Origin of the sequence: Nitrospina sp. 32_T5 (assembly GCF_052156635.1) — a bacterium.
Taxonomy (GTDB): domain Bacteria; phylum Nitrospinota; class Nitrospinia; order Nitrospinales; family Nitrospinaceae; genus Nitrospina.
In genome coordinates this window covers 527,693-546,704 of record NZ_JBQKUO010000003.1, presented here as the reverse complement: position 1 = coordinate 546,704, position 19,012 = coordinate 527,693, and the positions used below count along the sequence as shown (strand labels likewise).

General features: G+C 42.0%; 14 protein-coding genes. All 14 read right to left on the bottom strand.

Annotated elements, in window-relative coordinates; all coding sequences use genetic code 11:
• Nucleotide 1: 1 nt before the first annotated feature.
• Entirely contained in the window at nt 2-1,027 is a 1,026-nt protein-coding gene (locus ACTRW9_RS10795) for a thiamine pyrophosphate-dependent dehydrogenase E1 component subunit alpha (RefSeq protein WP_442429346.1), read from the bottom strand.
• 52 nt (nt 1,028-1,079) lie between these two features.
• The gene (locus ACTRW9_RS10790) at nt 1,080-2,573 is read right to left on the bottom strand and encodes a B12-binding domain-containing radical SAM protein (protein ID WP_442429345.1); all 1,494 of its coding nucleotides are present in this window, start codon (nt 2,571-2,573) and stop codon (nt 1,080-1,082) included.
• Between the two features lie 209 nt (nt 2,574-2,782).
• Nucleotides 2,783-4,243 (bottom strand): glycosyltransferase, encoded by a 1,461-nt coding sequence (locus ACTRW9_RS10785; RefSeq protein WP_442429344.1) that lies wholly within the window; start codon nt 4,241-4,243, stop codon nt 2,783-2,785.
• A 318-nt stretch (nt 4,244-4,561) separates the two neighbouring features.
• Entirely contained in the window at nt 4,562-6,139 is a 1,578-nt protein-coding gene (locus tag ACTRW9_RS10780; protein ID WP_442429343.1) for a hypothetical protein, read from the bottom strand.
• Between the two features lie 161 nt (nt 6,140-6,300).
• Complete coding sequence (locus ACTRW9_RS10775) at nt 6,301-7,008, bottom strand: glycosyltransferase (protein ID WP_442429342.1); 708 nt, start codon at nt 7,006-7,008, stop codon at nt 6,301-6,303.
• A gap of 9 nt (nt 7,009-7,017) precedes the next feature.
• Nucleotides 7,018-7,602 (bottom strand): TVP38/TMEM64 family protein, encoded by a 585-nt coding sequence (locus ACTRW9_RS10770; RefSeq protein WP_442429341.1) that lies wholly within the window; start codon nt 7,600-7,602, stop codon nt 7,018-7,020.
• A gap of 260 nt (nt 7,603-7,862) precedes the next feature.
• On the bottom strand, nt 7,863-10,565 hold the full coding sequence (locus ACTRW9_RS10765; protein ID WP_442429340.1) for a discoidin domain-containing protein: 2,703 nt from the start codon (nt 10,563-10,565) through the stop codon (nt 7,863-7,865).
• 226 nt (nt 10,566-10,791) lie between these two features.
• A complete protein-coding gene (locus ACTRW9_RS10760) occupies nt 10,792-11,928 on the bottom strand; it encodes a radical SAM/SPASM domain-containing protein (RefSeq protein WP_442429339.1) in 1,137 nt (378 codons plus the stop codon).
• Between the two features lie 73 nt (nt 11,929-12,001).
• A complete protein-coding gene (locus tag ACTRW9_RS10755) occupies nt 12,002-12,955 on the bottom strand; it encodes a pyruvate kinase (RefSeq protein WP_442429338.1) in 954 nt (317 codons plus the stop codon).
• Nucleotide 12,956: 1 nt separating this feature from the next.
• Nucleotides 12,957-14,027: a sulfate adenylyltransferase gene (gene sat / locus ACTRW9_RS10750; protein ID WP_442429337.1), complete on the bottom strand. Its 1,071-nt coding sequence runs from the start codon at nt 14,025-14,027 to the stop codon at nt 12,957-12,959.
• Nucleotides 14,024-14,539: an adenylyl-sulfate kinase gene (locus ACTRW9_RS10745; protein ID WP_442429336.1), complete on the bottom strand. Its 516-nt coding sequence runs from the start codon at nt 14,537-14,539 to the stop codon at nt 14,024-14,026. Before ACTRW9_RS10745 ends, sat begins: the two co-directional genes overlap by 4 nt.
• Nucleotides 14,540-14,599: 60 nt before the next feature.
• A complete protein-coding gene (locus tag ACTRW9_RS10740; RefSeq protein WP_442429335.1) occupies nt 14,600-15,364 on the bottom strand; it encodes a hypothetical protein in 765 nt (254 codons plus the stop codon).
• Nucleotides 15,365-15,657: 293 nt separating this feature from the next.
• Nucleotides 15,658-17,649 carry a hypothetical protein gene (locus ACTRW9_RS10735; protein ID WP_442429334.1) on the bottom strand — a complete coding sequence of 664 codons (1,992 nt, stop codon included), beginning with the start codon at nt 17,647-17,649 and terminating at the stop codon, nt 15,658-15,660.
• Nucleotides 17,609-19,009, bottom strand: a complete 1,401-nt coding sequence (locus ACTRW9_RS10730) for an ABC transporter ATP-binding protein (RefSeq protein WP_442429333.1) — start codon at nt 19,007-19,009, stop codon at nt 17,609-17,611. The genes ACTRW9_RS10735 and ACTRW9_RS10730 overlap by 41 nt, the downstream gene beginning before the upstream one ends.
• Nucleotides 19,010-19,012 lie beyond the last annotated feature (3 nt).

Genomic DNA, 19,012 nt, shown 5'->3' with positions numbered 1-19,012 from the left:
CTCAATCGCTGTACACATGCGTCATCAGGTCTTCCGGACCGGGGTCCGGGCTGGTTTCCGCATGGTGCAGGGCTTCCATAAATTCGTTCACGATTTCCTGCCGCAGGGTTTCCACCCTCGCGTCGTCGAGCAAACCGTTTTCCTTGAGCGTGCGTGACAGGTTTTCGATGGGGCAGAACGCCTGCCAGTGCTCGACCTCCTTCGGGTCGCGGTACCCGCTGGCGGAGTCGTCGCCCGCACCGCCGTGGCCGCGCCATCGGTAGGCAATCGATTCGATGAACGTCGGCCCGCCGCCGCTCCGTGCACGTTCCACCGCTTCCCGGGTCACCGCGTGCACGTCCAGCACCCTGGTGCCATCGACGCGGCGGCTCTGGATGCCGAAGGCCTCGGCCTTTTTGTCGATGCGGATGTGCGGCTGGCGTACTTCCAGGGACGAGCACACGGAATAGAAATTGTTTTCGCAGATGTAGACGATGGGCAGCTGCTTGAGCACGGCGAAGTTCACCGCCTCCCACAGCGCGCCTTCCTCCGTCGCCGCATCGCCGAAGAAAACGACGTTGACCTGGTCTTTTTTCAGGTATTGGGCGCTGAAGGCGGAACCGGTGGCGATGGGCACCGCGCCGGCGACGATGGCGGAGGACCCGGCGTAGCCGACGCTCTTGTCCAGCAGGTGCATGGAGCCGCCGCGCGAGGCGGCGCAGCCGTTCTGGCGGCAGAAGAACTCCGACATCATGGCCTTGAGGTCACCGCCCTTGGCCAGGTAGTTGCCGTGCGTGCGGTGGCTGCTCCACACCAGGTCCGTTTGGCGCAATGCGGCGCAGACGCCGACGGACGTCGCCTCCTGCCCGATAACCAGGTGGATCGGTGTTTTCATCTGGTCTTCGTGATAGCGCTTCTCGATTTCCTCCTCGATGATGCGGATGCGCAGCATGTCGCGGTAAAGCCCCAGCAGGAATTCTCCGGACGGCGAGGGCCCGCCGTTCGGAACGGGGGTGAATTCGAAATCGCTGTACTTGTATCGAAGCATATTGAAAAGTCTTCCGCAGTCTTATTTCATAACTTCATACTGCCTGATGCGGTCACGACGCCACCGGGGCGTCGCGGTGCTTGCGTTGAATTTTGATCTTCACCATGTCCTCGATGTGCCGGAGGACATCGTCATCGAATTTCTCGCGCACCCGGTCCAGAAAACGTGGATGCGTGAAATAGGTGTCGAATGCCTGGTCGCGAAAATCCAGCACCTCCTGCCCGGTCAGCGTGTCCGTCGGCAGGGGAAGCGATTCATACGCGTGTTGCGAGTAGCCGATCCAGCCCGGGCCGTCGGAGTCGTCCGGCAGCGGCAGTTTCAGCTGTTTGGCGCGGTCGTACAACGGCGAGCCGGGGTAGGCCATGGCGCAGTAAAAATTCGCCCACTCGGCGTTGACCTCCAGCGCGAGGTCGAGCGTGTCCTGCATGCTGGCGTGTGTGTCGTCCGGCAGGCCGAAGATGTAATTGGCGATGATGTAAATGCCGTGTTCCTGGATTTTGTTGGTGACGCGCAGGATGTCGGTGTCGCCGAAGCGGCCTTTCTCCACACCGTCGCGCACGTACTGGCTTCCCGACTCGATGCCGAGCGCCAGCCAGCGAAACCCGGCCCGCCGGAGTTTTTCCAGGAAGCGGTCTTTCACCGTATCGACGCGGGCGTAGGCCCAGATGTTGAGATCGTAACCGCGTTCGATGATGCCGTCGCAGATGCCGATGACGTGCTCTTCGTTCAGCACGAACATCTCGTCCGGGATTTTTATGTTGGTCACGCCGTGCCTGTTGACCAGCAGGTCGATCTGGTCGAGCACCGTTTTGGGCGACCAGTAGCGGATGCTGGGTTTGCCGAAGGGCGCGTTGATACAGCAGAACGAGCATTTGTAAGGGCAACCGAGGCTGGTCTGGATCGAGGCGTACGGCTGGCGCGCGTGGATGTGGTCGAAGCAGTGCCAGTTGTGGGCGCGGTACTTCGTCATGTCCACCTTCTCCCACGCCTGCCGGGGTATTTCGGCGTCGAGGTCCCGGATGTTTTCCGCCGCCGGGGTGGAGGCCGCGCGGTTTTCAAGACGGTGGGTCAAACCCGGAACCTTGGCCCAGTCCTGATCTCCCGCATTCAATGCTTCGACCAGGCGCAAAACCGTAAAGGGTCCTTCTCCATGGCAGACGAACGTATAGGGTTCTTCCAGAAGTGTGCGTTCGGGGAGGGCGGAGGCGTGCGTGCCCATGACGAGAGTCGGCAGGTGCGGGGCGGCATCGCGAATGCGCCGGGCCACTTCGCGTCCGGCGGGCATGCACTGCGTCGAGGCCGATGGCTGGTGGCCGTAGATGACAAACACGGTGAGCGCCGCGTTGGCGTCGAGGATGCGTTTCGCGGTCGCGTCGTACCCGATCTGCTCGGCTTCCGCGTCGAGGATCTCCACCGACAGGCCGTGCCGTTCGAGGAACGTCGCCATCAGCATGGACCACACCGGCACTTCAATGGCGGTCAGGCTCTGGCCCAATTGCTGGAACACGCGGTCCTTGCTGGGCGGTGTGACGAGGAGGACGTCCATAATCGCGACCGGTTAGATGATCCGAAAAAAAACAAAAATTGGGAATGGGCCCCGCTGCTTGATTGAAACACCCCTTCGTGTTTTTTGAGGTGTCCTATTGTATTAACAAAAATTCGGAATAACAACCGGTTTGCACGAGATTCTTTGAAATTTGGTAGTTTCCCAATAGGGAAATGGGCAGAAGGAGACAAATTATTTCGGATACCCGATTATAGCACCACCCGAATGCGGTCCGCATCCACGCCCCATGTGCGCAGTTGTCCTGCCAGACGCTCCGCGTCCTGCCGCGAGCCGATCACGATCGGTCCAGCAAATTCAACGGCCTTCTCCGCCTCCTGGACGTGCAGGCCGTGAGCGGCGGTTCCCGGGTTGGGTCCGTACACCGCCTCGATCCGTACATGGTGACCGGGCGCCAGCCGCGACAACTTATCCGCCACGTCGCCACTTCCGAACAATGCGATGGACGGGATTTTCTCTGCGTCCAGGTTGTCGAGAAAAGTTTCGCAGTTGATGTGGAACTGGCTGTTCTGGTGCACTTGTTCGCGTAAAAAATAAAACGGGGTGATGAACATCGCGCGGGCGAGATCGCGCGGGGTGCGGTGGGTGGCCAGCGCGCGGCGGGCGCGCTCGAAAAAGCTTCCTGCCGCGTTCCGCAAAAAGGAAGCATCCAGCGCCTTCAACCGGGGCAGGGCGGCACCGGGCGGCTTCTGCATGCAGGTGGTGTCCGCCTGATCGACCGCCAGTTGAACGAGTGCGCTGTTATCCTGCGATTCTTCCCCTTCGCGCAGAAGGCGGATGGCGGCGTTTTCGCGAAAGGGTCGGGTTCTTCCGGTGATGCGGTGGGCCAGCGCCGTGGTGGAAACGTTCCGCCCGTCGTGCGGGCCGCGGTGGTCGTGGCTGCCGTCGGTTCCCGGGTGCCAGGTGTGGTAAAGGAATTCCGATGGATGCCACACCTCGCGCTGTCCGGCATTGACCAGGCGCCACGTCATCTCGTAGGGACCGCAAACGTGGCCGAGGTAGTCCGCGTGCTCGTCGGCGCCGCCGAGAGCGATGAGGTCCGATCGCCGTGCGGACATGCAGGCACCGTAGTTGAGCGTGTGAAGCGGGTCTTCGTTGTCCAGCAGGCCCGTGGTGGCCTGCGCCCCGGGGTTCCAGTTGAGGCAGGGTCCGCTCAACAGGTCCTCGAAGGCGGGATGATCGAACGGGTAGTGACGCCGGTCGGCGGTGCGCACCTCGTCGTGGTGCAGGACGATGCCGGGGGAATCAGCGGCTGCGGTTTCCTTCTCGAAGGTTTCGACGATGCTTTGGACGAACGTGGGACGCACCATTGCATCGGAGTCGCAGAAGGTCACGATGCCACCGCGCGCGGCCGCGAGGCCGACGTTGTACATGAGGTGCTTGTGGTAGTACAGGGCCTCCGGGAAATCGAGCACGATCCATTGATCCACCGGGGGCGGGCGGCCCGCCTTCAGGTCGGCTTCCAGGTACCGGGCGATCTCCGGGGCACGCCGGCTGTAGAACTCGATCCAGAGGATTTCGTAATCGCTGCGCGGCAGGGCCTGGTCGTTCAGGTAGTCCAGCGTGTGGAAACTTTCACGGCAGGACCAGTCGAGCAGGATGAAGCTGACCTTGGGCGGTGCCGCCAGTTCGTTTTTGAACAGAATTTCCATGCGCGAACCGTGAATGGAACAAGGGGGAAAAGCAAAGACGTCCCCGGGGCGAACGGGACAACTATACCGGAGGCTTGTAAGGAATTCCAAAATCATTAGGGTTGTATCGGTTGAGCGATTGCCGTTTCTTCCGGACAATCTCTGTATTAGAATCGGATATTCAACGGCGTTGCAGAAAGGCGGAGGTATGAACTGGAAAACTGTGCTGGCGGGACTGGCCGAGGTGGGACTGAGTGTCGCACTAAGGCCTCCAACATGGAAAGCATCAAAACATTAACTTAAAAAAATAATTGTGGACCATTTATGCGTTAAAAACGTTTATTTTTTCAGTAAATAATCATCAATAACTTGTTTAACTTCCAAATATGAGTCGGTTTCTACACAATAACTATATTCTTGATTCCGAACTTTTTCGAATTTGAACTCTCCCTCCTCTTGTGGCAATCCGTAAAACTTGTTTCCAAAAAAAATAATATTAAAACCTTTATAGCCTTCCTCCATTAAAACTGGATTAATTGTTTTAACCTTATTATTAGGGTCATCTTCATCGTCAAGTGGGATTATCGGGCAATTAACGTATTGCCATTCTGGATGCTTTTTGTCCTCCATGATGTAAGGTATATTTTTAGCCAAGTAGTCTTCCGCTTTCCCAATGTTAAAGATCACACCGTCCCTGAAGCTCTGGATTTTTGCGGACCATTTAGAGTAATTTTCTAAAATATAATTAATCTTTTCTCGTAAGGAAGAAATGTTTGCAACAACATGCCCAATTTTTTTTCGATCCTTAAAGTAAGAAATTTTGCCAAATACATTTTCAACGTTATGATCATTATGAGAAAAGAAAATAACCGGTCTTAGGGTGGTGAAGGCAAATGTAAATGCTGTGCCAGACATGTCGGTAACCATAAGCTTGGATCGGGCATAATTATTCATATAAAAGCTCGGCGTAGTGTCAAATTCAAATCGGGATTGGTTTGCGAAGCTGTTTGCGACTTTTTGAACTTCAGGAGAATCAACTGTGTGCGGATGGGGACGAAATATTATTTTGTATTCAGGAAAACTTTCAAGCAACACTTGGATAATTTGAGACCCGAAGTGTGGAACCGAGACATAATCGTAAAAATGGTCTTTGTGAACTGTGGGAGCATAGATAATAGAGTCTATGGAAGTATTGAGGTTCTCAAATTGTTTAATATTTTCATCTAGCTTTATGTATCCCCCGGGTATTCGGCACAAAGGCTTTTTTCTTATTAATTCTGATTTGTTGGATTTTGGCATTAAGGCGGTACAAGGTAGAACTGTATAATCTAATTCATCGATTAAAGGGGATACTCTTTGTGCCTTACCGGGTTTGGCAGGACTGGGGGCTTCGGCAATTCCGCGTGGAGAGTCATAAATATCATGAACAAATAGTACTTTTTTGGAGCATTTTGGTAGGCCAGGAGTTAATGTGGGAATAATGAATGTATCAACAAAATCTAAATGTCCTACGATGTCATGCCCAGCATAAAAGGACATCGGCCTTTTTTCAAATTCATCGTTAGCTAATTCGCCGAAAAGGTAAATTACATTGTAGCCCTGGTCCCGAATAGCCTGATACATATCTTCGCTTCCAAGGTTTAAGCGATAAGCGGAGGTAGGGTAATAAATTGCTAAGGTTTTTAAATTAAGGTTAATTTGGTTTTTTATTTTTTGTTTTTGATAATCGGAAAGAAATAAAAGAAAAGCAGATTCATTCTTATCCACTTTTTCTAATATTTTTAAAATCTCAGTATAGGTCTCGGGGCAATTGAAAGTTAATTTTTCTAGTAATTTTTGAAGCCATGGAGATTTGAGGAGAAAATCATATTTTAAAAATTGCCTCTCTGGTATGCCAAGATGAACTAACTTTCTCATAAAAGTTTATGGTATAAATTAAGTTGGTATTTCAATTTTAATTGATAGTTATATAAACCAAGAAGGCGTCAGAAAAAAGATTTTAATAAGATGTATCGCAAGGGAGAGCAAATTATTTGGCAATTTATGTGTGCATAGAAACTAAGATTAGATTTTAAATCTTATTTGCGCCAAAACCATAGTTCACGGAAAAATTGAAAATAATAAGCAGCTCCCCAGCGTAACACTTGAAGTTTTCTTTCACCACCGATCCTAGGAGGTTCGTCACCAGGAATTTCTCCGATTTTTAAATTTTTCTTTAACGCCCTAACTGATAGTAAGGGTTCCCAGCTGATACGTGTGAAAAAAAGTTTTTCTGGAAGGGCAAAACTTTCATCTTTGTCCAAATCTAAATCGTAAATAAGCTGGGTTTTGTACGCTCGATATAGGACCATGACATCAGTATAATTCCCTCCATAAAGTATATTAACAGTGTTGGTAAAAAGCCAATTTCCAAAACCCGTTATAAGGTCATCGTCTTCGCTTTTTGCGTCCCCCAGATAACGAGAAACAATTACCATGTCGTAATCTTCCTTCATTTTTTGAATCAAATCAGGTAGAAGCTCGGCGATAGAATTCCCGTCTGGGCTAAAGGTAATAACAATATCTCCTTTGATGAATGGAAGAACTTCCCTGTAGGCAAATCGAATTCCCCTCTCTTTTTGGACGTAGACGAAGTAACCCTGCTTTTCAGCGTATTCGATGGTGCCGTCTGTGGACCCTCCATCCAATATAATGAGTTGGTCATACCAGTTTGGGTTAATTTGAGGCATAACCACTTGCATACCATCAATCTCGTTAAGAGTAAGCACAATTAGGGTTATCTTCATATAAAATCTCTAGGTATTTTTTTTCTTTAATAAGGATTTTCCAGCCCAATATCCAATTAACAGAATCAATATTCCGGAAAGAATCATGGAAAGAACTTTTAAAAGGTTTAAAGAATTTTGATCTAAAATAATCTTTCCAGCCTCCGCTCCAATCAAGGCGACGCCTAGTGAAGGGGGAAATAAAAAAAAGAGCGTGGCATAGGAGTATGTTTTAAAATTAATGGATGTTAAGCCGAAAATAAAATTAACCGGACCCGAAGGAAAAGCTGGATTAAGGCGGACAAAGGCAACTACTTTCCATGGGCTTTCATCCATTTGACGAAGTATCCAGTCGAATAGATGGTTATTAAGTTTTCGGGTTAATGGTTTTCCTAATGAGTTACGAGCCAGAAGAAAAGCCAAAATAGCTCCAATTGCACTCCCAAAAGTAGCTAATACGCCCCCAAAAAATCCACCCCAAAGTACACCTGCAGCTAAGTTAACTGGCAGGGTTGGAATTAATAGAGTCACCAAAATTGCATAACAGAGAACGAAAATAATGGGCCCCAATAAAGGGTATTCATCGATTTGGGAAAAAAAATAGTTAAGGTCCAACCCTCCTGTTTGCCGTAGGCCCCATGCAATGGCAATAATAACCACATAAACAAAAAAAATTTTTGGTTTAATTTGGAAATTATTCTGAGAATCTAAACTTTCATTTTGGGGAGTAATAATTCCTCCTGAGAAAGATGATTATTAAGCACCCAAAAACCTTTTAAATATAAAGCAACATAATTAAAAATTTTTTTTGATTTGATTAAAACTAAAATGACTGAGGTAAATGATTTTCTAATCGTGACTATAAGGTTGTACTCTTAGTTCAATATAATTTGCTGGATTGTTAACAGTGAGGGATCGCCACCATTTTTTTTAATGAATATTCTATAAAGCAGATACTCGTTAGCATTCTTAAAAGGAAAAGTTTGCCACATATTTTGAGCGGTGAACCCTGCATCCTTAATCTCAAGAAGATCTTTCCATATACTTCCATCCTGGCTCCCTTGAATGATAAATTCTTTTGGCGCGCGTTCAGGAAATTTTTTGTTGAGTCCTTGAGCCCTTATGTTGATTCTTGAAAGCTTCCGAGGCCTATTAAATTTAATTTTTATCCATTGAGGGTATAGGGGCCTTTTGGCTGAATGCCAAATATGCTTTGGGTTTCCTTTATGATTTTCTAATAGATACTGGGGTCCATAAGAATTAAATTGTGTTGAAGCTGTAATTTCAGCTACGGTCATTCTATAGCTCTCATTGTATTCGTTAATCAGCACCTTAAGTTGATTGGGGCTGCAACCGTATATGACCTGAGAAATTGGAATTGATTCAATTTCCCACTGGTGTCGAGGAATTGCATAGAATTTATTCTTATGGGATAAAAGAGTAAAGCTATCATGATTTCCATTGATAACCTTGAAGTTGCCCTTGTTTGAATTAATATCAATAAAACCCATAACGGCATTAAAATCGTATGAAGAAAAATAATTATTTAAATCATTAGAGGAAAAGTAAACCCTGTTTTGTGGTTTTGCATAATAAACCCCATTTACCATCCATATATTAAAGCCCCGTTCCGCAGCTCTAATTAATTCAACCCGCCATTTGTTTTTATCAATTTCTGTTGAATTTGCTAGGTTAAGGTTGCATCTGTATTCAAATAATCGATAGGTAGCAAAAAGCCGTTTTTGAAAGGGGCTATATTCAATACCTATTGCAGAGATCATATCCGGAAAAACAGGATACGCCAGAAACCCTGTTGATAAATTTTTGTGGTAAAAAAAGGGTACGGTTAAAAAGCCTAAGTCAAAGTTCAAGACTTTAATATCAAAGGTGTGCGTCCATTTTATAGTTTTAGGGCATGCCTCATAGTCCAAATATTTTGGGGCACTGAAATAGCCTTTGCAAGGTAACCTTTTGCAGTCAACAAATAGTGAATAAATGGAATCATAATCATTTATTTTTGAATCTAACCATTTTTTAAAGTCGGCTCTGGTTGGAAGTTCATTTGTGGCAAGCATTCCTGGAGGATTAGTTGTAAACATTAATTGATTTTTTAATTTCTTATAATCTCCACCCAAGTCAGCATAAAAATAAAAATCTAAAGCATGTCTGGAATTAGTCAAAATGGGAGAATTTTTAAGATTAATTTTTAATTCATCTGCTATAGCCTCATTGTCCTTTGCGACTGCATATGACAAGTAGGCGCCGTTAAAATAATTACCAAAAAGAATCAATGGCAATAAAAATATGGCAATCTTAAGCGAGTATTGAAAATATTTCCAAGCCACCTCTTTGTAGGCTTCGTAGAGGATATGGAAAAGAAAAAAGCAAAGTGCAGGTAAAAGGTAAGATATATGGGTATCAATAACAAATATTGGGCCAAGCACAGTAAGGGACCCTAAAAGAACGCTTGCAGGAAGAGAGTAGGTGCGTGCGTAATATAGAGTAATAATGATCAGGCTGCCTCCCAGAGCATAATGAATAGTATTGGGGATTATTATGCTGATCGCTACCAAAGCTCCAATAATTGATGGAATAAAGTAAATTTGTTTGTAAATTAATAAAATGAAAAAAACATAAATGGATAAAAAATATAAATAAGGAGAAATGGAAAAAATAATTCCAGTAAAAATTTGTGGCCGATAAATATGAAAATAATTAGCAATTTGCTCCCAAATTATTGAAAGTTCACCAGGGTTATTATTGTTGGAAATCGAATGCCCCCTTTTATTAATAACGCTGGTAATAGTGCGAGTAATTTGTTCTGGATCAAATGTTAATAAAAACGCATTGGATAAAACTAAAAATATCCCTGTTAGAGAAACGCCAAAAGATATAAGCCCAACGTTCAAATTTCTTTTCCAAAAAGCAATGGCACCATAGAATCCAATACTTATTGATGCGATGATTATGGCTTCCCCGTAAAAACTTAAGGCAAAAATGGTTGTTAACGAAAGAGCTAGAAATTTATATTTTCCAGTTTGAATGTATATATGAAAAAGCCAAGTTGTTATAAAAATTCCAAAAATAACGAAAAACTGAGAAACGAGCACAATGTGCCCCATGGCTACCACTGGAATACATCCAAAAAACCAGAGGGTCATAATTATGGTCAAGTTTGGGGGTATAAAATTAACCTCAAAAAACTTGATCAAAATATAAGCCAATAAGCTGGCTGTTATGGCGGCAATAAAATCAGGCAGAAAGAAAATGTATTGAGAAAGGTAGACAGCTAGAAAAGTATGGGCGGTTCGGAGAGGGCGAAATAACCCGATAGAATCTGGGGAGGGTGGGTTAAAAAATGCTTTAAACCTTCCTTGGAGGATATCCCAAAAGCCATTGCTCCCTATATGGTGCAGAGCATTTAAATAATTGGTTGTGTCATCAAGTCCGTATTTGAAAAAAAGATTTGAAGTAAAATAAAAAAATCCAATTAAAACAGGTAAAGCTAATGTGTAATTTTTTATAAATAAATAATAACAAGTACGGGATAAATTAAATAAAGTGGTTAAATACGACATGTATATTCGTTATCTAGGCCAATTATTAATTAGGGCCTAAATTTGGTTAAATTGACCCCAAGTTTTGTTATTCGTTTCTAATAAAATAAATCAAACAGGCAGTCCCCATATTGAAGTACATATTGTGGGTTTTTCTTGGAAGGCTTTTCGTTAGAACTAATTGTGATTTGATTGATTAAATCTACTATAAGGGATGTCTTTAAATATTAAGCCAAAGTTGCGTTAATTAACTTTCCCTATTTTTATTTCTAAGATTTTTAGATAAGTGAGTTTTGGGGTCTTTGGTATTTAAGTTTTGCTGGTTAAGGCATAACAAATAATAGTTGCATTCTAGACAAGTGTCGGCAGACGAAAGCAACCTTTTTCTGAATGCGGTCGCTTCGGGGCCGAACCAAATATCTTTAAAGTCTTGATTATTGATATCACCAATGTTGGCTTGGTCGCATAATCGAACTTGGCCGCTTGGAAGAATTCTCGCAAAAGTAAAAGCAGATTTGCATGCCTCAAATGGCATTCCTGGGAATTTTCCAGTTTGCAATCCGTTCTTGCTTAATTTGGGAAAATTCTTTTTTCCAGAATGCATTGACTTAACAACATTTCCGGTAGGAAAATTAAGAGGATATTTTTCTCTTAATTGCGTAGTGGTAAAGGGAGGGGAGCTTATGCAAATTTTTTTATCACTATTAATTAAGTACTCCGCGGCATCATCTAGTGTTTGATGGACTTTTTCCAGAATAGGATGAAGGCTTTGGTTTCGCAAATATTCATTGTCATCACGAATAACCATAAAAATAAGCCCTAACATGTCGATTCGTAAATCTTCCCAAAAGTCAATGGCTTCTCTTATTTCGTCAAGATTGCTTTGCATGATGACATAATTGACGGCAAAGGAAGTATCTTTTTCCCAAAATGCTTTTCTTAGTTTTGTAATTTTTTCAAGAGCATCTTCAAAATTCGCGTTACGGCGGATCTTCTCATAAGTTTCTTTTTTTATCCCATCAAAAGAAAAGGTGATTTTGTTAAAATCACCTTTTGTCATGGTTTCAATTATAGGATCGGTCAATAAGGTTCCATTCGTGACAATGTCCATTTTAAAGCCGTAATCAACGAACATAGAAATCATGTCAGCAAAGCGAGGGTGTGCTGTAGGTTCAAAATTAGAGCCAAAAACCACATATTTACCAGCTAAACTTTTTAATTTCTCTACTGCCTCAAAATTAATTTGAGGTTTAGGGCCTGGAGGGGCGTAACTTACATGACACATGGTGCATCGTAAGTTGCAGGAGCCGAATGGTTCAATTTCAACCACTTTGGGCAAATCCAATGTGCCACCAAAGTCTTCGTATTTTGTGAGGTTTTTCATTTAAACCCTCGAAGTGTCCAACAAATAATTTATGGTTAAATAATTAGTACCTTAGCGACCAAATTTAAAAAAGTTACTTTATTTCTGAATCAATTTCTTGGATGATTCTTTTGATAACTTCAAGGCATTCCATTGGGTACTTTCCAATCGCAGTCTCTTCTGAAAGCTGGATGCCGTAGGCCCCCATTTTAAAAGTATTTGTCAAATCAATAACCTCAGCTATGGAGGGTATGGGTTTGTCCTCCATATTTTTTAGAAACTGAGTCGCCAAAAAAACTCTCCTATTATAGAATAAGCCCCGTTCAACAATAAACTTTTGATAGGCAGGTACCTTTTCTAAGCCAACTTCCGTGGAAAGGTCTCCGCGGTCAATTAAAATATAATTTACGTTTCGTAGAATTTCGTTAAGGTTTTCGACGGCCGATCGCGTTTCCACCTTCGCGATTATTTCGATGGAATCTGCAAGCAAAATTTTTGATACAGCAATATCCTTAGCAGTGCGAACAAAAGACAAACCTATAAAATCAATGCTAAGCTCGTTTGCTATTTCAATTAATTTCTTATCCCGTTCAAATAAAAAGGGGAGACCTTTATTGATACCTCTTACATGCAACCCCTTATTGTTTTTTAACAGGCCGTTGGAGCAAGAGATAAGTATTATCTCTTCTTCGTTAGTCTCCTCGACCAAAAACCGCAAGGTGCTGTCATCGGCAAGTATTTCATCCCCTTTTTTAATCAAACGATGAAATTCAGGGTATGTGGTTTGGTTTGTTCTCAAGGTAAAAGCCTCATTTTTTTTTACTTGTATAGGATTAGAGAGGCCAGAAGTTCGAATTTTATTTCCTGGTAAATCCAATAAAATAGCGGAATTTTTAAAAACGTCCCTTATATAAATAATATTTTCTCTAATTTCATCGAGACTTCCATGTGCTCCATTAACTCGGAAAATGTAACTGCTTTCATCCTCAATTATAAAGTTGTTATTGTTTGTGATTGATGGACCCAGGGTTACAATTATTTTTTTCATACTAATCCCCTATAAACTTGTTTTTACCCATTGAAATCAAAATATCGGCGATCTCTGGTCGCATGAATCTCTCATCTGGTCGTTCATTTTTATTCAAGGCTTCACGTATAAGGGTCCCACTTACTGGGAAAATACTTTTTTCACCATGACCGCAATGTTTTTCGGTTACGATCTGATTGCATTTTTGGCAAAAATACGGGCCCTTGAGTAACAATAAATCTATGCCCAGTTTCCCCTCGCTTTGTAGGCGGCGTGCCAAATCCTGGGCTTCATATTTCCCATAATAAGACCCCACCCCTGCCTGATCTCTGCCAATAATGAAATGAGTGCAACCTAGGTTTTTTCGAATGAGCGCATGGAATATGGCTTCCCTAGGGCCAGCATAACGCATATAGGTATAAAGTCCGGCCAGATAAACACGGCTTTCGGGATAAAAGTTCTTAATCATAAGCTGGTACGCCTGCATAACTGCTTGCTCACTAAAATCACCTGATTTTTTCCAACCTACCAGGGGATTTATAAAAAGTCCGTCGCACATTTCCAAGCCGACTCTTTGAAGGTGTTCGTGTGCTTTGTGTATTGGGTTTCGGGTTTGAAAACCCACGATGGTTTGCCACCCTCGTTCAGCAAAAATTTTTCGAATTTGTTCAGGATGAAGAGCCCCCTCCATAACTGATTCGTTTGTGATGACGATTCTGCCGCCCACCCTGTATTTGGAGCGGTTGAACTCCATCTGAACGCCAGGATGCCGGGTTTCATCAGTTTTAAAGATCTTCTTAACATCTGAGTAGGTATCAATTTTGAAGCAATCAGAAACTTCAATATATCCGACCTCTTCTTTATGGTAAACCAAATACACCTTATCGGCATCTAAGGCTTTTTTATAGGTTTTGTGATCAACGTCCAATGTTATGGGGAGCGTCCAGATCGTATGGTCGCTTAACATCATATTGTCCACAACATTGCGATAATCCAGCGAGGTCATGAATCCCGTTAAGGGTAAATACAGGCCGGCTTGAAGATTGACAAGGTCTTGTAGAATTTCGGTAGAGATATTTTGACTGACTTTCATTGGAAGATTCCCGGGTGATTTATTTTCAAGTAAGATTTAATTTTTTGAAAGGATTGATCAACGGTTTCATTCTCAATATCTAAAATCAAATCATTGTTTCCGGGTTCATCGAACTCCAGGTCAACCCCAACAACGGGGGTTCGACCAATGTGTTGTTGATAGATTTTTTTTACATCCTCCTGGCGACTGGTATTTACTGATTTTTTCAAATAAATCTGTATATAATTTTTGAGTTTTTTCCGAGCAAAGCACCTTAATTCTTCAAAGGGGGAGATATTGCAAACAATGGGCACAATTCCATTTTCAGAGAGTGCATGTGCAGCCAACAAAATCCGTTTTATATTTTGAACGCGGTCGGCTTTTTCAAAACCCAAGTCGTTGTCGAAGAAATTCCTAACGATATCTCCATCAATGACCCAGGAATTAATTCCTATAGAATCGCAATAAAATTTTAGGCGTTTGCCAAGTGTGGATTTGCCAGAACCAGAAATACCCAAAAGCCAAATGACCATTTTAAGACCCACATCGATAATAAATATTGTTTTCAGTATTTTATTTTAAGAAGCTTCTAACTAAGTATGAGTTATCCTCTCCTTTAGTTTTTCCAGATTTTTTTCCGAAATAATTAATGAATGGGAATTATTTTCAAGGTTATTTAAATCCACATCTCCCAGCGATTGTGGTATCGCCCAGTATATTTTCTGGTATTTGACGATATTGTAAGTATTCCACTCTTCTATCAAGAGTGGAATATTGGGATCATCAACAAGATCGTCTATTTTATGCCGCACCTTTTCTGGGGAGTTATCTTTTAGGAGAGACGGTACCTGCTGGAAAGAACTTTGGGTTAAGTCCACATCTCCCAACGATTGTGGTATCCCCCAGTATTTTTTCTGATATTTGACGATATTGTAAGTATTCCACTCTTCTATCAAGAGTGGAATATTGGGATCATCAACAAGGTCGTCTATTTTATGCCGCACCTTTTCTGGGGAGTTATCTTTTAGGAGAGACGGTACCTGCTGGAAAGAACTTTGGGTTAAGTCCACATCTCCCAGCGATTGTGGTATCCCCCAGTATTTTTTTTGATATTTGACGATATTGTAAGTTTTCCACTCTTCTATCAAGAGTGGAATATTGGGATCATCAACAAGATCGTCTATTTTATGTCGCACCTTTTCTGGGGAGTTATCTTTTAGGAGAGACGGTACCTGCTGGAAAGAACTTTGGGTTAAGTCCACATCTCCCAGCGATTGTGGTATCCCCCAATAATGATCTTGGAATTTAACAATATTGAACCCTCTCCATTCCTTAATTAATCGTGGATTAGAAGCCATTTTCCTCACCAATTAAGATTTATTATTGGGTTTTATGGTTTTACGATAAATTCTTCCTTCCATTATGGTAAGTACTAGCTAAATTCTGCGTTATTTATTAAAAATTAATAAAAAAACAACTCTTTAAAAAGGCTTTAACAAAGAGCGATAAAAACAGAATAACTTGATAGAGAAGAATTTGATGTTCGCTCACTTATGGTTTTACTTTTTGCAAAGTCTTTGATTAAAAGCTGCTCTTGAAACCCAATTCAAGCGTTTTTGTTTGAATACAAATTTAAGGCTATGTCCTATTTTTAGCCTTGGTTTTTTAATTGTTCTTTTATTTCTTTAAGTTTATCCAATATATTGGAAATGGCTCTATCTCTGTCTATGCTTTGTTCAACCAGACGGGTGGTTTGCTGGTTTTGAAGGTATATTTGTTGCACCAAAGTCACTAAATCCCGCCCCTCTTCCTTCAGGACCTGGTTAATGGAGTGAAGTTGCATATTTAGATTTTCTTGCTGGTCCGTAATCTCACTAATTTTATGGAAAATAGTTTTGAGATCATTGGTAATAGCTGTAAGAATTTCTTTGGAGGGATTTTTGCATTCAAGTTGATGAAGGATGTTTATATATCCTTTAATTTCATCACATGATTCACCAATAAAAATATTTTTGTTAGTGTTAGGGTCGTTAAAATCAAATTGTTCAAGGTCGATATCCCCCAGGCTTTGAGGTAAACCATAATATTTGCCTAGATATGAAACTATATTGAATTCTTTGTATCCTTCCTCAATCAAGTAGGGGGGGGAGGGCCGAAGGTTTAAATATTCCCAATCCTCATTATGTTTGTTGTCTAAAAAAAAGCCTAAATTATTAATAAAATAGTCTTCCGATTTTCCAAGGTTATAGATTTGATTGTCTCTATAATCTTTTATTTTGGTTTGTAACTTTTTATGATTCAGTAAAAGGTATTTAGTGCTTGAAACAAGTTCATCTAAATCCTTGGCGATTTGACCTATAACATCTCGATGTTGGATGTAGCCAAAGCCACCAAATTTTTCTAAAAGTTTTGCTTCGTTATGGGAAAAAAATACTACGGGCCTTAAGGTTGTGAAGGCGTAAGTGAATGCGGTCCCTGATAGATCCGTAACCATAAGTGCGGACTTTGAATAATTGATCATGTACGAACTGGGATGGTTGTCAAAAATAAAATTAGGGTTGTTTTTAAATTCCTTTGAAATTTGTTTTACCTGTGAGGAGTTTAGGGTGTGAGGGTGTGGTCGAAAAATTATTTTGAAATCTGGAAATTTATTTAGAAGGGTTTGGATAATTTTTTGGCTGTGCAAGGGGAGAGAAACAAAGTCTTCAATGTCAGGGTCGATGACTGTTGGTGCGTGAATAATTACCTTTTCTTCGCATTTATATTTTTGAAAATTTTCTAGGTTTTTATCTAATTTTATATATCCCCCTTTTATTAAGCAAATAGTCTTGGCTTCTTTTAAGATGCCTCTTTCATGAGCGGTGGCAATTTGATTTTTGACTCTATTAAGAACTAGGGGGGAGGGTAAAAAATAATAATCATAATTTAAAATATTTTGCAGAACCTTTTCTTCTTTAGAGACCAGACTATCTTGAATGTCGTGTACGAAATAAACCCTTTTGGAAGTTTTAGGTAAATTGTGTGCGAAGGTGGCACAAATAAATAAATGGACAAAATCCATAAATTTAATGATCCCGTGGCCGCCATAATAAACATTATTTTCATTTTCGATCGCATCATTGCAAATGGTGCCAACAAAAATAATTGAATTATATTGAGCCCTTTTTGCCTTTTTAATGATGTCTCCCGTTTGTCCCCTGTATGCGCATTCGGGATGGTATACCGCAATGATCTTGCGGCTTGGTTTTAAAGACTTCTTGATTTTCTCTTTTTGGAGTTCCACCAGGATTTTGAAAATTTTTGGCTCTTCAATTAAATTTAAGTTTTGTGGGTGACGGGCGGTCTCAAGTAAAAGTGAGGATATATGCTTGTGATCTTTTGTGTTTTTTGAGAAAGCAATATTAAGGAGTTTTTGGGATATATCCCTGTTTTTAAGAGTTGTCTGATAAAAAGAGCGAAGCATGAAATTTATGGGTTCTTGCCCAAGCAGCCTTTCAATTATAAATTGTGCATCCGTTTTATTTAAGTGCATAAAAAATGGGGCAAAAAAATTAAAGTCTGGTTTATCTAATCCAATAGCTTTATTTGATGTAGAGACAGCTTTAAAATGAGTTTTCCTGTTTGCAAATGGGGTAAATCTCATTTTTGGAAATTTCTTGGAAATTGCCGCCCAAATCAGCCAATCCGAAAAATTTATTACGTTCTATGATGTTTAAGTGAGCCACATAAGATCTTCGATCTAAATTTATATAGCCCGGTGAACCTTCATTTTCTTTAAGGTCAACTCCTAAATCTAAAAAATAGTCGCCGCTATTTAGCTTCAACGATAAGGTAATTTTCCCAAGTTTAACGTCACCAGCGTTTGCCTTGGAAAGATCACCCTTTGTGTAAAAAGAATTAAATCCATAAATCAATATTCCATCAACAGTTCTAATGGCCACACCCATAAGTGGGAATTCTACAAGTTCATGGAACCTAGCTTTGATGTATACCTCTATCTTTTTTCCAGAGGCAATGCTAAGAGGATCGAAGTTATTATCGCAGACAATTAAATAGTCTATGATTTCCGCTTTATAGAATGGTTTCCGTGTTTCATTTTTGTTGTAGGAGTTGCGAGTTGGGCAATTATCCTGATCGGGAATTTCTCTAAAAAATTGATTAAGTATTTCCGGTAGCTTTTTTTCTTGGTTTGGGCTTGAAGTGTTCCGATAAGACCTATCTTTTAAATGACTGTTTTTTGCAGAAGTAGAAATATCTCCTGAAGATTTCCCTTCAAGAATATTTAAGTACTGATTAACAATGTCCTTTGGTTCACCTGTGCTAATTAGGTTGCCGCTATCTAGAAGTAATGCATGATTGCAATGTTTTAGGATGGCGTTGTTGTCATGTGTGGTCAGAAGGATAGTTTTTCCTGCTTCCTGGTAATTGCGAAATTTCTGGTAACATTTTTGCTTAAACTTGGCGTCTCCTACGGCGATGATTTCATCAATAATGAGAATGTCAGGGTGAATGGTAGTGACTATTGAAAAAGCCAAACGTAACATCATGCCTGCAGAATATGTTTTGAGTGGTTGATCGAAAAATTGCCCGATATCAGCAAACTCCTCAATTTCTGGGATTTTTTCATTGATCTGTTTGATTGACAGACCCAATAACATTCCCTTCAAACGCACATTTTCCCGACCGGTAAAATTTGGGTTTAGGCCGGCCCCTAAGGATAAAAGCATTCCTATCGAGCCTTGTATTTCCACTGATCCAATTGTGGGTTTTAAAATTGAGCAAATAATTTGAAGGAGGGTGGTTTTGCCAGAACCGTTCCGCCCGATTATGCCCACCGTTGCTCCCTTGGGGATCTCTAGGCTGATTTCTTTTAAAGCCCAAAATTCTCGATGGTATATTTTCCTAAATGGATGAAGGGCTTCCCAAAATCTTTCTTTAGGTGAATTAAACAGGCGGTATTTTTTGGAGACATTTTTAACGGAAATGGCAATTTGATCTGTCATTTG

Bases quoted from the DNA above. Each gene is read 5' to 3' on its own strand.
- ACTRW9_RS10795 (WP_442429346.1), bottom strand. From the start codon at position 1,027: ATGCTTCGATACAAGTACAGCGATTTCGAATTCACCCCCGTTCCGAAC.
- ACTRW9_RS10790 (WP_442429345.1), bottom strand. From the start codon at position 2,573: ATGGACGTCCTCCTCGTCACACCGCCCAGCAAGGACCGCGTGTTCCAG.
- ACTRW9_RS10785 (WP_442429344.1), bottom strand. From the start codon at position 4,243: ATGGAAATTCTGTTCAAAAACGAACTGGCGGCACCGCCCAAGGTCAGC.
- ACTRW9_RS10780 (WP_442429343.1), bottom strand. From the start codon at position 6,139: ATGAGAAAGTTAGTTCATCTTGGCATACCAGAGAGGCAATTTTTAAAA.
- ACTRW9_RS10775 (WP_442429342.1), bottom strand. From the start codon at position 7,008: ATGAAGATAACCCTAATTGTGCTTACTCTTAACGAGATTGATGGTATG.
- ACTRW9_RS10765 (WP_442429340.1), bottom strand. From the start codon at position 10,565: ATGTCGTATTTAACCACTTTATTTAATTTATCCCGTACTTGTTATTAT.
- ACTRW9_RS10760 (WP_442429339.1), bottom strand. From the start codon at position 11,928: ATGAAAAACCTCACAAAATACGAAGACTTTGGTGGCACATTGGATTTG.
- ACTRW9_RS10755 (WP_442429338.1), bottom strand. From the start codon at position 12,955: ATGAAAAAAATAATTGTAACCCTGGGTCCATCAATCACAAACAATAAC.
- sat (WP_442429337.1), bottom strand. From the start codon at position 14,027: ATGAAAGTCAGTCAAAATATCTCTACCGAAATTCTACAAGACCTTGTC.
- ACTRW9_RS10745 (WP_442429336.1), bottom strand. From the start codon at position 14,539: ATGGTCATTTGGCTTTTGGGTATTTCTGGTTCTGGCAAATCCACACTT.
- ACTRW9_RS10740 (WP_442429335.1), bottom strand. From the start codon at position 15,364: ATGGCTTCTAATCCACGATTAATTAAGGAATGGAGAGGGTTCAATATT.
- ACTRW9_RS10735 (WP_442429334.1), bottom strand. From the start codon at position 17,649: ATGAGATTTACCCCATTTGCAAACAGGAAAACTCATTTTAAAGCTGTC.
- ACTRW9_RS10730 (WP_442429333.1), bottom strand. From the start codon at position 19,009: ATGACAGATCAAATTGCCATTTCCGTTAAAAATGTCTCCAAAAAATAC.